Genomic DNA, 13937 nt, shown 5'->3' with positions numbered 1-13937 from the left:
GGCCCGTGCCATCCATTTTACTTAGCATTGCTAATTTGTTATGCTAATCAATCCATGGGAACGATCGCCGAGCAGAGCACCGCGCTGCGCATGTCGACGCTGCGGCTGGCCCGTCGGCTCCGCGCCGAGCGGGTCGACCCGAGCCTGTCCGACGGGCAGTTCGCGGTCCTGGGCTGGCTCGACAAGCGCGGCCCGCTGACCCTCACCCAGCTCGCCGAGCACGAGCGCGTGTCGTCCCCCTCGATGAACCGCACGGTCAACTGCCTCGAAGAGGTGGGCTACCTCGTGCGGGAGGCCGACGAGGCGGACCGGCGGCGCAGCAACATCCGCCTCACCGATGCCGGCCGCGACATCGTCGCCACGACCCTCAAGCAGCGCGACGCGTGGCTCACCACGCGCCTTCGGGACCTCTCGAAGGAGGACCGCGCCACCCTCGCCCGAGCCGCCGAACTGATGGGAGACCTCGCCACCACGTGAAAGCCATGTTCCGCTCCCTCGCGTCGGTCGACTACCGCATCTGGTTCGTCGGCGCGCTCATCTCCAACATCGGCGCCTGGATGCAGGCCACGGCCCAGAGCTGGGTCGTGCTCACCGAGCTCACCGACAACGACGCGTTCGCGGTCGGCATCACGATGGCGCTGCAGTTCGCGCCGCAGCTGCTGCTCGTGCCCGTCACGGGGCTCATCGCCGACCGGTTCGAGCGGCGCAAGGTGCTCATGTTCACGCAGTCGGCGCTCATGGCGCTCGGCTTCGCGCTCGGCGCACTGCTGATCCTCGGGCGCGCCGAGCTGTGGCACCTCTACGTCTTCGCGGGCCTGCTCGGCATCGTCAACGCCGTCGACATGCCCGCCCGTCAGACGTTCGTCGCCGACCTCGTGTCGTCGTCGAACATGTCGAATGCGGTCGCACTCAACTCGGCGTCGTTCAACGCCGCGCGCATGATCGGCCCCGCGCTCGCGGGCCTGCTCATCGTGCTCGTCGGCTCCGGCTGGGTGTTCGTGATCAACGCGATCTCGTTCGTCGCGGTGCTCGTGGCACTCGCGAAGCTGCGGGGCTCGGCACGGCGACGGATGCCGCGGGCCTCCCGGGAGCGCGGTCAGTTCGTCGCCGGATTCCGCTACGTCGCCGGCCGGCCCGACCTCGTCGTCGTGTTCGTCATCGTCTTCCTCGTGGGCGCGTTCGGCATGAACTTCCCGATCTTCGCCTCGACCATGGCGGTCGAGTTCGAGCGCGGCGCGGGCGAGTACGGACTGCTGTCGTCGATCCTCGCGATCGGCTCGCTCACGGGCGCGCTCCTGGCGGCGAAGCGCGAGCGGGCACGACTGCGCGTGATCATCCTCGCCGTCGCGTTCTTCGGCGTCGCGGCCACCGTCGCCGCGGTCATGCCGACGTACTGGCTGTTCGCGGCCTCGACCGTCTTCATCGGCTTCACCGTCGTCACCATGCTCACCACGGCGAACGGATACGTGCAGACCACGACCGACCCGCTGCTGCGCGGGCGCGTCATGGCGCTCTACATGGCGATCCTCTCGGGCGGCACCCCGATCGGCGCACCCATCGTCGGCGCGGTCGCGAACGCGTGGGGTCCCCGTTGGGCGCTCGGCGTGGCCGCCGTCGCCGCCGGGCTCGCGGCGCTCATCGGCCTGGCCTGGCTCATCGTCGCCCGCGGCCTGCGCGTGGTGCGGCATCCGGTCGGCGGGTGGATGCCCCGCTTCGGGCTCGACTACGCCGAGCCGCCCACGGCGGCGATCGCGGTGCCGATCACGCGGCCGGTCGCGGTGGCACGGCCCGAGTCGACCCCGGGCGCGCACGTCGCGGCCCGGCGCACGGGGCCGCTCACCGTGGCGTCGACTCCCGCACCACCAGCTCGGGCTGGTACTGCACCTGGTCGGGCGTGAAGTCCGCGCCCTCGCGCGCCTCGCGCAGCAGCAGGTCGACGGCCGTGTAGCCGATGAGCCACGCGGGCTGCCGGATGGATGAGAGCGGCACGACCGCGGCCTGGGCGAAGTCGATGTCGTCGTAGCCGATGAGGGCGATGTCCTCCGGCACGCGGACGTCGCCGCCGAGCATGACGAGCGCCTGGAGCACGCCCACGGCGAGCAGGTCGTTCGCGGCGAAGATCGCGTCGGGGCGGTCCTCGGGCGCGCGGTCCCGGATCCGCTCCCCCGCTGCGCGACCCTCGAGCACGGTGGTCGACTCGGTCTCGACGACCTCGAGCGTGACGCCCGGCGTCTCCGCGGCGGCACGCCGCGCGCCCTCGAGTCGGTCGGCGACCTGCCGGATCGTCGTCGGACCGCCGACGAACGCGATGCGCCGACGCCCGGACTCGACCAGGTGGCGCACGGCGAGTGCGCCGCCCACGACGTCGTCGACCGCCACGGACGAGAAGCTGCGGTCCTCGGACTCCCGGTCGACCAGCACGACGGGCACCCCGCGTCGACGCATCCGCTCGAGCCGCGGCAGGTCGTCGGCGAGCGGCGTGATCAGGACGCCGTGCACGCGCTGCTCCTCGAACAGGTCGAGGTAGGAGCGCTCGCGGTCGGGGTTGTCGTCGCTGTTGCCGAGGAGGATCGTCATGCCGTCCTCCGCGGCGCGGTCCTCCGCCCCGCGGGCGACATCCGTGAAGAACGGGTTGCGCACGTCGAGCACGACGAGGCCGATCGAACGGCTGCGACCGGCTCGCAGCTGGCGGGCGGCGTCGTTGCGCACGAACCCGAGCGCGTCGATCGCCGCGAGCACCCGGGCGACGGTCTCGGGCGACACCTTGTCCGGCCGGTTCAGCACGTTCGACACCGTGCCCACCGAGACGGATGCCGCGGCCGCGACCTCGCGCACGCTGACTGCCATGCGATTCCTCCTCGCCTCGGGGGCCGTACCGGGATGCTCCATGATCGCAGGCGAACCCGGCGGAGACCGGAGCCGCACCGTCAGCACCGGGGGCGAGCGCGCCTGCGCACTCATGGTGCTCCGTGCACGCCTCCACCGACGACGGCTGCCGGTCCGGCGGTCGTCGACCACTCGACCACCGCCGGGCCGTGGTCCACGCGACCGGCCCGGACGAGCGCGGTCCCGGCGGGCACGTGCACGGTCACGCCGGCTCCCTCGGCGCACACGACGAGGTCGCCGGACGGCACCGGGACCACCACGGCCGCCCAGTCCAGGTCGCCGAGCCGCGGCTCGACCTCGAAGCGCGACCAGCCGTCGGCGAGCGGACACACGCCGAGCACCGCCTCGGGCAGGATCGCGGCCGGACCCGCGGCCCACGCGTGGCAGAGGCTGCGTCCGAACGGCCGGCCGTACATCGTGAGGTCGTCGCCGCCGCTCGCGGACTCCTCCCAGAACGTGCCCGGACCGGCGTCGAGCATCGCGCCCCAGATGCGGCGCACCTCGTCGAGCACCGCGTCGTGCGCGCCCGCGTCGAGCAGCGCCCGCAGGCGGAACGCGGTCATGAACGGGGTCCCCGCCGTGCCGGTGCGCATCGACCCGGCGACGCCCGCCGGCACGCCGTCGGGGTGGAGGCCTGCGAGCACCGCGAGGAAGTTGGCGTACGGCGCGGGCGATGCCGTGGCGGCATCCGCGTCGAGGTAGTCGGCCCAGCGACCGGCTCCCGGCAGCCAGGCGCGCATGCGCAGGGTCGACTCGACCTCGTCCGCGAGCGCGGCCCACCGGGTCGCCCCCGGGTGGCCCGCGCGGTCGAGCAGCCGCTCCGCACTGCGCAGGGCCCAGCACCACAGCATCTGCAGCGCGGCCGGGTCGCGCCCCTGCTCGAGCGCGAGACCCCAGTCGAGGAACACCGACCCGGGACCGGAGTCGACGAAGCCGCCGGGTTGCGGGGCCGGCCGGAAGACCCCGTCGTCGCCGGCGTGCCGCGCGAGTTCGGCGACGAACGCGTGCACGTGCTCCGCCTCGCGCTCGGCGAACGCAGCGTCACCGAAGTACCGCACGTACCGGTCGGCGTTGACGAGCCACCAGACCGAGTAGTCGGCGATGCCGTTGACGTAGCCGTGCTCGGGGCGGCCGAGCGCGACCAGGCCGTCGGACACGACCTGCGCATCGCCGAGCGCGAACGCGTTCGCGAGCGTGCTCAGCGCCTGGTCGCCGGCCCACGGCATCCGATCGCGCTTGATGCCGTCGAGCATGAGCCCCTGCGCGCAGAGCCGCAGCGTGTACTGCGCCGCCGTCCAGATGCGGGTGAGCCGGTCGTCCGAGCACGCGAAGGCTCCCGGGCGCGCGGCCGGAGCGACCTCGGCGCGCACCGTGACCGGGTGCGGCGCGGCATCCGTTCGCACCCGCAGGTACCTGAACCCGAGCGGATGCCGCGTGGTCCACCCGCCGTCGGGCAGCCGGACCACGTCGTGCCGGGTCTCGAGCGCGGACTCGTCGGCGAGCGCCTCGGCGACGCTCTCGCCGCTGGTCAGGACGGGCTCGGGCCCGGGCGGGAGGATGGGGCGGCCGAGCACCGGTGCACCGACATCGAGCACGCCGGCCGGCCCAGGACGTGCAACCACGTCGACCGTGCCGGGCGGATCGAGGTGCGGCGGCCGGTCGCCGCCGGGCCTCAGCCGTACCGGCATCCAGGGGTCGCCGTCGATGGCCGCCGCCCAGTCGCCGAGTGCGGCCCCCACCGGGACGCCGACCGCGGGCACCGCGCCGGAACCGCCCGTGACCGTGAACTCGACGATCGCGCCGGCGCCGGTGAGCGTGAGCTCGAGGCCGCCGTCGACCGCCCGCACTCGGACGCCGTCGCGCACCGCGACATCCGCTCGCCCCGACACCCGCACCGGCACGCTGCCGGCGGCGGTCGCGACCGCCCGGAAGGCGACGCGCTCGGCGACCCGCCCGTGGTTCCGCGGGTAGTGCACGTGCCGGTTGGCGGCGAACCCGTCCTCGACGATGCGCGCCAGCAGGGCGAGGGGGTACTGGCCCGGGCCGTACCGCCACTCGAGGTCGGCCGTGCGCGGGACGACTGCGGCGTCGTCGAACGGCTGAGGCGAGCGCGCCCGCACCCACCGCCGCAGCTCGTCGGCCGAGCGCGGCGGCTCCTGCGGCATCCGTCAGCCCTTCACGGCGCCGGACGTCATGCCGGCGACGATCTGGCGCTGGAAGAAGATGTACATGATCAACGGCGGGATGGTGATGAGCAGCACGTTCGCGAACAGGAGGTTGAACGAGCTGACCGACTGCGAGATGTAGTTGAACGTCGTCAGCTGCACCGTCGCGTTGTCGTCGCCCGGCGCGAAGTACAGCGCGAACGTGAAGTCGTTGAAGACGGACACGGCCTGCACGACGATGACCGTCACGATCACCGAGCGCAGCAGCGGGAAGATCACGCGGAAGAAGAGCTTGACCGGACCCGCGCCGTCGATGATCGCCGCCTCGTCGAGCTCGCGCGGGATCGTCGCGACGAACGCCCGGAAGAGCAGGATGCAGAACGACAGGCCGAAGGCGACGTGCACCGCGATGAGCCCGGGGATCGACTTGAAGAGCTCGAGGCCCTGCAGCACCCAGATCGTCGGCACCACGGCGGGCGGGATGATGAGCCCGGCCAGGACGAGCGAGTTGACGACGGGATTCCAGCGCGACTTGCGCCGCTGCAGCACGTACCCGACCATCGCGCCGAGCACGACCATGATCGTGACCGCGGCGAGCGTGAGGACGGTGCTGTTCACGAACGCGCGGACGAGCAGGAAGTCGCGGTTCTGGAGCACGGTGGCGATGTTCTCGAACAGCACCCACTCGGTAGGCCAGCTGTACTCGAGGAACGAGGATTCTGCCTGCGTCTTGCCCGCCGTGAAGACGATGAACAGGAACGGGACGATGAAGATCACGAGGGCGACGAGGATCGCGGCGACGCCGCCGCCGATGCGCCAGAGCCGACTGGTCATCGGTCGTCCTCCTTCCGGTTGAGCCACCACGAGAGCGGGAAGACGATCGCGGCGACGACGACGAAGAGCACGACGTTGCCCGCGGTGGAGAGGCCGAAGAACCCGGCCTGGTACTGCTTGTAGATGACCGAGGCGAGCACGTCGCTCGTGAAGCCCGGTCCGCCGCCGGTCATCGCCCAGATCAGGTCGAACGAGCGAAGCCCGCCGATGAGCGAGAGCAGGACGACCGTGACCGTCGCCGGACGCAGCAGCGGCAGCGTGATGTGCCGGAAGTTGTGCCAGGCGCCGGCGCCGTCGACCTTCGCGGCCTCGTAGTACTCCTGCGGGATGGCGACCATGCCGGCGATGTAGATGAGCGTGGCGAGGCCGACGCCCTTCCAGATGTCGACGAGGGCGACGGAGATGAGCGCGAGCGACGGGTCGGTGAGCCACGCCGGCCCCTCGATGCCGATCACCGCGAGCGACTCGTTGATCGGCCCGCCGAACGGGTCCATCAGCACCTTGAACAGGATGCCGACGCCGATCGTGCTGACCAGCACCGGGAAGAAGATGGTCGCGCGCAGGAAGCCCCGCGCGATGATCTGCGAGCTCAGGAAGACACCGAGCAGCAGGCCGAGGACGACCTTCGCGCCCGAGGTCAGGAACGCGTAGATGAACGTGTTGACGAACCCGGTGACCAGCTGCGGTTCCTGGAAGAACCGGATGAAGTTGTCGAGTCCGATGAACTCGACGTCGAACAGGGTCCAGCGGGTGAGCGCGAAGTAGAACGACGCGACGGTCGGGACGAGGAAGAGGACGACGTAGAAGACGCCTGCGGGGATGAAGAACCAGGTGGGATACGGGCTCTTCATGGGCTTCCGCTTCGCGGGTGCCGGAGGCGCCGTCGCCTCGGGACCCGTGGCGGTGCGGCCGGCGGCCGTCGCGGTGGTCATGGTGGTCTCCCGGATGTGATCGCGGGGCCGGGCCGGCGGCCCGGCCCCGCGAGGTGAGGTGATGCGGCCTACCAGCCCTCGATGCCGAGCTGCTGGGCCTGCTTCTCGACATCATCGTCGTACTGGGCGGCGCCTTCTGCAGCCGAGGTGATCCCGGAGCCGACGGCGACCGTGATCTGCTCGAGGGCCGGTCCCTTGATGGGCGAGAGGAACTCGAGCGCGAGGTTGGTCCTGCCCTCGTCGAAGTACGGCTGGAGGTCGGAGACCATGGCCGGCACGTCCTCGGGGAGCTCGCAGCCCTCGACCACGAACGGTCCCTGCGGCGCGTTCGTCTCCGACTGGATGTCGCAGGCCTCGGGCGTCGTGAGGAACTCGAGGAACTGCTGGGTCGCCTCGAGCTTCTCGCCCTCGGTGGACTGGGGGACGTACACCGTGTAGGTCGGCATCCAGACCGTGAGCCCATTCGTCTCGGGGTCGTCGCCCGGCAGCGGGAAGGTGCCCACCACGTCGGCGGCCTCGGGGTTCGTGGTCGTGAGCTGCGAGGCGGCGAACGTCAGCATCGGGTAGTGCGCGCCCTCGCCGGTCGCGACCATCGAGACGCCGTCGGCGTAGAGCGCGGAAGCGAAGTCCTCGTTGAAGAGGTCCTTCTCGAACGCCTCCTGCAGGTGCTCGAACCCGGCGAACGCCGGCTCGTCGACGTACTTCGCCTCGTTGTTCGTGTACTTCTCGGCCCAGTCCGGGTCCTCGGCGAGCACGTTGTTGAAGTCGCCGAGCACGAACAGCTGCGAGGTCCAGGTGTCGCCGTAGGTCTGCACGATCGGGGCGGCGACGCCGGCCTCCTTGATCGCCTCGCTGTTGGCGATGAACTCGTCCCACGTGGTGGGGATCTCGAGGCCGAGCTCGGCGTAGATGTCCTTGTTGTAGAGCACCGCGCCCGCCATCGACTGGCCCATCGGGACGCCGTAGACGCCGTTCTCGGTCGAGACGCTCTCGACGAAGTTCTCGTCGAGCTTGTCGACGTACTCCTGGTCGGCGAGGTTGACGAGGGTCTGGTCGGGGTTCAGGGCCTGCAGGAGCGAGCCCGAGTTGTACTGGAAGAGGTCGGCCATCTCGCCCGTGGAGAGACGGGTCTTCACGACGTTGTCGCCGTCGGCGCCCTGCGGGCGCGTCTCGACCTCGATGGTGATGTCGGGGTTCTCGGCCGTGAACGCCTCGGCGAGTGCCTCTGCGGTGGCGACCGTCGACTCGCCGTTGTCGACGAGGAAGGTGAGCTCGACCTCGCCGTCGGCGGAGCCGGAGTCGCCGGCGCTGCAGCCGGCCAGGGCGAGCGACAGGGCGAGACCGCCTGCGCCCAGGGCGACGACGGAGCGTCGCGGGGAACGGGGAACCATCTTCTTTACCTCCATGTAAAGCAACTGCGCTGTCGGGGTGCGCCGAAGGGACTCGGTGCTGTGGCGCGGCCCACGTTACGAGCGTCCGCACGATGTTGTCAACCGATCTACACAAAATGTTTGAAACGATTTACGACGCATCCCGCGATGCGATACCGTCGTCGCGTAGATCGTTCTATGCTGAGGCGTCCCGGTGTGTATGGTGACACCGGGATCGTGCATCCCGACATCGACGGCGAAAGGGGAACGAGCATGAGCGCAGCGCGAGCCGCGACCATCGAGGACGTCGCGCGCGAGGCCGGCGTCTCGCGCGCCGCGGTCTCGAAGGTGATCCGCAACGCCTACGGCGTGAGCCCCGCGATGCGCGAACGCGTGAACGCCGCCATCGAGGCGCTCGACTACCGTCCGCGGGTCGCCGCCCGCGCGATGCGCGGCTCGAGCTTCACGCTCGGCATCGAGCTGCCCAGCATCGGCAACCCCTTCTTCACGAAGATCATCGCCGGGGCGACCGGCGCACTGCAGGGCACGCCGTACCAGCTCATCATCGCCCCCGCCGACATGGACGGCGAGGAGGGCGTCCGGGCACTCGGCGCCCTCGCCGACCGGCAGGTCGACGGCATCATCGCGATCTCGCCGAAGGTCCGTCCCGAGTGGCTCGAGCGACTCGCGGCGCGCGTGCCCGTCGTGATGATCGGACGGCACGACCGGCCCGCCGTCTACGACACGGTCACCGACGACGACGTGCTCGGCACGCGGCTGGCCATGCAGCACCTCTTCGACCTCGGGCACCGTCGCATCGTGCATCTCACACGCGACGAGGAGGTCACCGTGCCCGGCTCCGGTACGCCGCACGCCGTCCGACTCGAGCAGTACCTCGCGCTCATGGCCGAGGCCGGGCTGGCCGAGCACGTCCGCGTCGTGCGCACGGGACTCACGGAGGAATCGGCGCGCCTCGACACCCACGCCCTGCTCGACGACGACGTGCCGACCGCGATCTTCGCGGGAAACGACGAACTCGCCTTCGGCGCGCAGCGCGCACTCGGCGAGCGCGGGCTAACGCCGGCGGACGTGTCGCTCGTCGGATACGACGACGTCGACATCGCCAGCCACCCGGCCATCTCGCTCACGACGGTCCACCAGTCGGGCGAGGCACTCGGCGAGCGCGCCATCCGGCTGCTCCTCGAACGCATCGCGGGCCGCACCGAACCGGTCAACTTCACCGTCGTGCCCTCGCTCGAGGTCCGCGGGTCGACCGGCCCCGCGGCCGCGGAACCGATCCGCCGCCCCATTGACCACTGATCCACCCGGCCTCACCCGCCACGTCGGGCGCCACCCACGGAAGGACGCGGATGCCCACGCAGCTGCCCGACACCACGACCACCGACGCCACCGCGCGGGTCGTCTCGCTCCGATCCCAGTACCCGGACGGCCTGCTCGGCGTTCCGCGGTCGGGTCTCCGGCTCACCTGGCGCGCCGAAGCCGCCTCTGCCCAGGTCGGCTACCAGCTGCGCTGGCACGACGGCGCGACCGGAACCGTCGTCGCCGAGCCGGTCGAGGGCGACCGGTCCATCGGCGTGGCGACACCGGGCCCCGACCTCGGCCCGGGCGAGGGTCGCCGGTACGCCGTGCGCATCGCCACGGCCGCGGGGTGGTCCGGGTGGAGCGAGGACCTCGTCGTCGAGGGCGCGCTGGAGGCCGACGAGCTCGAGGCCGTGCCGATCGGCGGGTCGGAGCCGGTCGAGGGCCCGGCCACCCTGCTGCGCACGAGCCTCACGCTGCCCGCCCGCCCCGTGCGGGCGCGACTCCGCGCGACCTTCTGGGGCGTCGGCGACCTGAGGATCAACGGCCGGCGCGCCACCGATGAGCACCTCGCTCCCGGCTGGACCCCGTACGCAGAGCGGATCCTCCTCGGGACGTGGGACGTCACCGACCTGCTGCAGGCCGGCGAGAACGCGGTCGGCGCCGTGCTCGGCGACGGCTGGTACCGCGGCCGGCTGGGCTGGGAGGACGAGCTGGAGCACTACGGTTCCGAGCTCGCCGCGCTCGTCCAGCTCGACGTCGAGTGCGCCGACGGCACCCACGTGCGGGTCGCCAGCTCGCCGGAGTGGACCACCTCGACGGGCGGCATCCGCTTCGCCGGTCTCTACGACGGGGTCGACGTCGACCTGTCGGCCGAGCCCGAGGGGTGGGACTCCCCCGGCTTCGACGCGGAATGGCCGGCCGCCCGCGTGGTCTCCGTGGACACCGCCGTGGTCGAGCCGCGCATCGACGGCGGAGTGCGCACCATCGGCGAGTGGGACGTGACCGCGGAGGCTCGTGCCGGCCGCACGTTCCTCGACCTCGGCCAGAACATCGCCGGCTGGCTCCGCCTGACCGTCCGCGGCCGGGCGGGCGACCGCGTCGTGGTGCGCCACGCCGAGGTGCTCGAACCCGACGGATCGCTGCACACCGCGGCGCTCCGCACGGCGCGCGCGACCGACACGTACCTGCTCGCCCGCGACGGCGAGACCGTGCTCGAGCCGCTGCTCACGTTCCACGGCTTCCAGTACGCCGACGTCGAGGGAGCCGAGGTCGTCGGGGCGACCGCCGTCGCGATCTCGAGCGCCGACCGGCTTCGTTCGACGTTCGCGTGCGCCGACCCGCGCCTCGAGCGCCTGCACTCCAACGTCGCCTGGTCGCAGCGCGACAACTTCGTCTCGCTGCCGACCGACTGCCCGCAGCGCGACGAACGGCTCGGCTGGACCGGCGACGCCCAGGCGTTCGCGCCGACCGCGTCGACGCTGTTCGACGTCGAGTCGTTCTGGATGAGCTGGCTGCGCGACGTCGAACTCGAGCAGGACGCCGACGGCGCGGTTGCGGCGGTGGTGCCGAACATCCTCACTCGCGACGAGTTCCCCGCGGACGGCGGCGCCCACAGCATCATGGGCCGGGCCGGCTGGGCGGACGCCGCGACGATCGTGCCGTGGGCCGTGTACGAGTCGTACGGCAGCACCGAGGTGCTCGAGCGCCAGCTCGACTCGATGCGTCGCTGGGTCGCGAGCCTCGAGCGTCGCGCGGACGAGCGCGGCCTGCTGCCGACGGAGTTCCAGTTCGGCGACTGGCTCGACCCCGACGCGCCCGGTGATCGCCCGTGGGAGGCGAAGGTCTCGGCGGACTTCGTCGCGAACGCGTTCTTCGCGCGCAGCGCGCGCCTGCTCGCCGATGCCGAGCGACTGGTCGGCGATCCCGGACGGGCCGAGCGAGCCGACGCGCTCGCCGATCGGGTCGCCCGCGACACATGGGTCGAGTGGGGCGAGGCCGCGGTCGCGACGCAGACCGGCGCCGCGATCGCGCTCGAGTTCGCCATCGCCCCCGCGGCCGAGCGCGAGCGGATCGGCGAGGCGCTGGCCCGCAACGTCCGCGCCGAACACGGCCGCATCGCGACCGGGTTCCTCGGCACCCCGCTCGTGCTCTTCGCGCTCGTCCACAGCGGCCACGTCGACGAGGCGTACCTCATGCTGCTGCGCCAGGCTCCGCCCTCGTGGCTCTATCAGGTCGAGATGGGGGCCACCACGGTCTGGGAGCGCTGGGACGCGCTCGCCCCCGACGGCACCATCCACTCGGGCGAGATGGCGACCGGAGACAGCTCGGGCATGCTCTCGTTCAACCACTACGCGTACGGCGCGGTGGTCGACTGGATCTACCGGCACGTCGCGGGCATCGCGCCGACGGTCGAGCAGCCGGGCTACCGCCGCGTGGTCGTCGCGCCTCGGCCGACCGCGAGCATCCCGTGGGCGCGGGCGAGCGTCGAGTCGCGTCTCGGGCCCGTGTCGATCGACTGGCGGCTCGTCGACGGCGATCTCGGGATCGACCTGCGGGTGCCGTACGGCGCCGAGGCGGTGCTCGACCTGCCGTTGACCGACGCCTCCACCGTCGCGATCGACGGCACGACGACGGATGCCGCCGCTCCGCCGATCCTCGGCCCGGGAGTCCATCGCATCGTCGTCTCGGCCGCGCGGGTGGCCGATCCGGCGGCGCTCGTGACCGCCTAGACGCCGGTAAGCGCATTCCCACTTGCGGGGATGCGCGCCGGCGTCTACGCTTGAAACGATTCATACAGAATGGAGAGCTCGACGATGAGCACAGGCACCACCCGGCGGGTCTGCTTCCAGCTGCAGATCGACCCCGCGCGCCTCGACGAGTACCGCGAGCGCCACGCCGCGGTCCGGCCCGAGATGCTCCGGGCCATCGAGGAATCGGGCCGGCGCAACTACTCGCTCTTCCTCCGCGACGACGGCCTCCTCATCGGCTACTACGAGGTCGAGGACGACCGGGCCGCGCAGGCGGCGCTCGCGAACGACCCGCGCACCGCGGCGTGGGAGGCCGCGATGGCGCCGTTCTTCGTCGCACTCGACGGTGCCCGCCCCGACCAGGGCGCCCCCCGGCTTCCCGAGGTGTTCCACCTCGAAGACCAGCTCGCGGCGCTCGACGCCGACCGCGCCCACCCGGCATCCGTCACCACCGCGGCCGACGCCGGCTCCGCGGCATCCGTCACCACCACCACAGAAAGCAGCGACTCGTGAGCACCATTCCGCAGACCGTCCTCGACCAGCTCGAGCTGCAGTCCATCGAGCTGCCCAGCTGGGCCTTCGGCAACTCGGGCACCCGCTTCAAGGTGTTCGCCACGCCCGGCACGCCGCGCGACCCGTACGAGAAGATCGCGGATGCCGCGCAGGTGCACGCGTACACGAAGCTCGCGCCGACCGTGGCGCTGCACATCCCGTGGGACAAGGTCGACTCGTACGACGACCTGCGCCGCCACGCCGAGGAGCACGGCGTCTCGCTCGGCACGATCAACTCGAACACCTTCCAGGACGACGACTACAAGTTCGGCGCCCTCACGCATGAAGACGCATCGGTGCGGCAGAAGGCGATCGACCACCACCTCGAGTGCATCGACATCATGCACGCGACCGGCAGCCGCGACCTCAAGATCTGGCTCGCCGAGGGCTCGAACTACCCGGGCCAGGCCGACCTGCGCGGCCGGCAGGACCGCCTGCACGAGTCGCTCGCCACGATCTACGAGCGCCTCGGCGACGAGCAGCGCCTCGTGCTCGAGTACAAGTTCTTCGAGCCCGCGTTCTACCACACCGACGTGCCGGACTGGGGTACGAGCTACGCCCAGGTCGCCGCGCTCGGCGACAGGGCCATGGTCTGCCTCGACACCGGCCACCACGCGCCCGGCACCAACATCGAGTTCATCGTCATGCAGCTGCTCCGCCTCGGCAAGCTCGGCTCGTTCGACTTCAACTCGCGCTTCTACGCCGACGACGACCTCATCGTGGGCGCCGCCGACCCGTTCCAGCTGTTCCGCATCGTCTACGAGGTCGCGCGCGGCGGCGGCCTCAACCACCCGGACGTCGCGTTCATGCTCGACCAGTGCCACAACGTCGAGGACAAGATCCCGGGCCAGATCCGCTCCGTGCTCAACGTGCAGGAGATGACCGCCCGCGCCCTGCTCGTCGACACCAGCGCGCTGCGCGCCGCACAGGTGTCGGGCGACGTGCTCGAGGCGAACCGCATCTTCATGGACGCCTTCTACACCGACGTGCGCCCCGCCCTCGCCGAGTGGCGCGAGTCGCGCGGGCTCGCGGCCGACCCGATGGCGGCGTTCGCCGAGTCGGGCTACCTGCAGCGGATCGCGGCCGACCGCGTCGGCGGCGTGCAGGCCGGCTGGGGCGCGTAGGATC

11 protein-coding genes are annotated in these 13937 nt (G+C 71.5%); 6 read left to right on the top strand and 5 right to left on the bottom strand.

What is annotated here, in order from left to right; translation table 11 throughout:
* Positions 1 to 54: 54 nt before the first annotated feature.
* Entirely contained in the window at positions 55 to 477 is a 423-nt protein-coding gene (locus ACULK4_RS01195; RefSeq protein ID WP_445964100.1) for a MarR family winged helix-turn-helix transcriptional regulator, read from the top strand.
* Positions 478 to 482: 5 nt separating this feature from the next.
* The gene (locus ACULK4_RS01190) at positions 483 to 1898 is read left to right on the top strand and encodes an MFS transporter (protein ID WP_445964099.1); all 1416 of its coding nucleotides are present in this window, start codon (positions 483 to 485) and stop codon (positions 1896 to 1898) included.
* Here the strand turns inward: ACULK4_RS01190 and ACULK4_RS01185 are convergent.
* The 5 genes from ACULK4_RS01185 to ACULK4_RS01165 all read right to left on the bottom strand — a co-directional run bounded on the left by ACULK4_RS01185 (position 1837) and on the right by ACULK4_RS01165 (position 8208).
* Positions 1837 to 2847 (bottom strand): LacI family DNA-binding transcriptional regulator, encoded by a 1011-nt coding sequence (locus ACULK4_RS01185; protein ID WP_445964098.1) that lies wholly within the window; start codon positions 2845 to 2847, stop codon positions 1837 to 1839. The genes ACULK4_RS01190 and ACULK4_RS01185 overlap by 62 nt on opposite strands.
* 110 nt (positions 2848 to 2957) lie before the next feature.
* Positions 2958 to 5051 carry an alpha-L-rhamnosidase-related protein gene (locus ACULK4_RS01180; RefSeq protein ID WP_445964097.1) on the bottom strand — a complete coding sequence of 698 codons (2094 nt, stop codon included), beginning with the start codon at positions 5049 to 5051 and terminating at the stop codon, positions 2958 to 2960.
* A 3-nt stretch (positions 5052 to 5054) separates the two neighbouring features.
* Entirely contained in the window at positions 5055 to 5885 is an 831-nt protein-coding gene (locus ACULK4_RS01175; protein ID WP_445964096.1) for a carbohydrate ABC transporter permease, read from the bottom strand.
* Positions 5882 to 6817: a carbohydrate ABC transporter permease gene (locus ACULK4_RS01170; RefSeq protein ID WP_445964095.1), complete on the bottom strand. Its 936-nt coding sequence runs from the start codon at positions 6815 to 6817 to the stop codon at positions 5882 to 5884. The genes ACULK4_RS01175 and ACULK4_RS01170 overlap by 4 nt, the downstream gene beginning before the upstream one ends.
* 68 nt (positions 6818 to 6885) lie before the next feature.
* Positions 6886 to 8208, bottom strand: a complete 1323-nt coding sequence (locus ACULK4_RS01165; protein ID WP_445964094.1) for an ABC transporter substrate-binding protein — start codon at positions 8206 to 8208, stop codon at positions 6886 to 6888.
* Between the two features lie 252 nt (positions 8209 to 8460).
* On the opposite strand from ACULK4_RS01165, the gene ACULK4_RS01160 reads away from it, so the two are divergent.
* The 4 genes from ACULK4_RS01160 to rhaI all read left to right on the top strand — a co-directional run bounded on the left by ACULK4_RS01160 (position 8461) and on the right by rhaI (position 13933).
* Positions 8461 to 9507 (top strand): LacI family DNA-binding transcriptional regulator, encoded by a 1047-nt coding sequence (locus tag ACULK4_RS01160; RefSeq protein WP_445964093.1) that lies wholly within the window; start codon positions 8461 to 8463, stop codon positions 9505 to 9507.
* Between the two features lie 50 nt (positions 9508 to 9557).
* A complete protein-coding gene (locus tag ACULK4_RS01155; RefSeq protein ID WP_445964092.1) occupies positions 9558 to 12239 on the top strand; it encodes a family 78 glycoside hydrolase catalytic domain in 2682 nt (893 codons plus the stop codon).
* 84 nt (positions 12240 to 12323) lie between these two features.
* A complete protein-coding gene (locus ACULK4_RS01150) occupies positions 12324 to 12770 on the top strand; it encodes an L-rhamnose mutarotase (RefSeq protein ID WP_445964091.1) in 447 nt (148 codons plus the stop codon).
* Positions 12767 to 13933, top strand: a complete 1167-nt coding sequence (gene rhaI, locus ACULK4_RS01145; protein WP_445964090.1) for an L-rhamnose isomerase — start codon at positions 12767 to 12769, stop codon at positions 13931 to 13933. Before ACULK4_RS01150 ends, rhaI begins: the two co-directional genes overlap by 4 nt.
* The last annotated feature ends 4 nt before the right edge of the window (positions 13934 to 13937 follow it).

The organism is Agromyces selenitireducens, from assembly GCF_052748465.2.
Note: the sequence above shows the minus strand (reverse complement) of the source record. Positions and strands in the feature narration are given on the sequence as shown.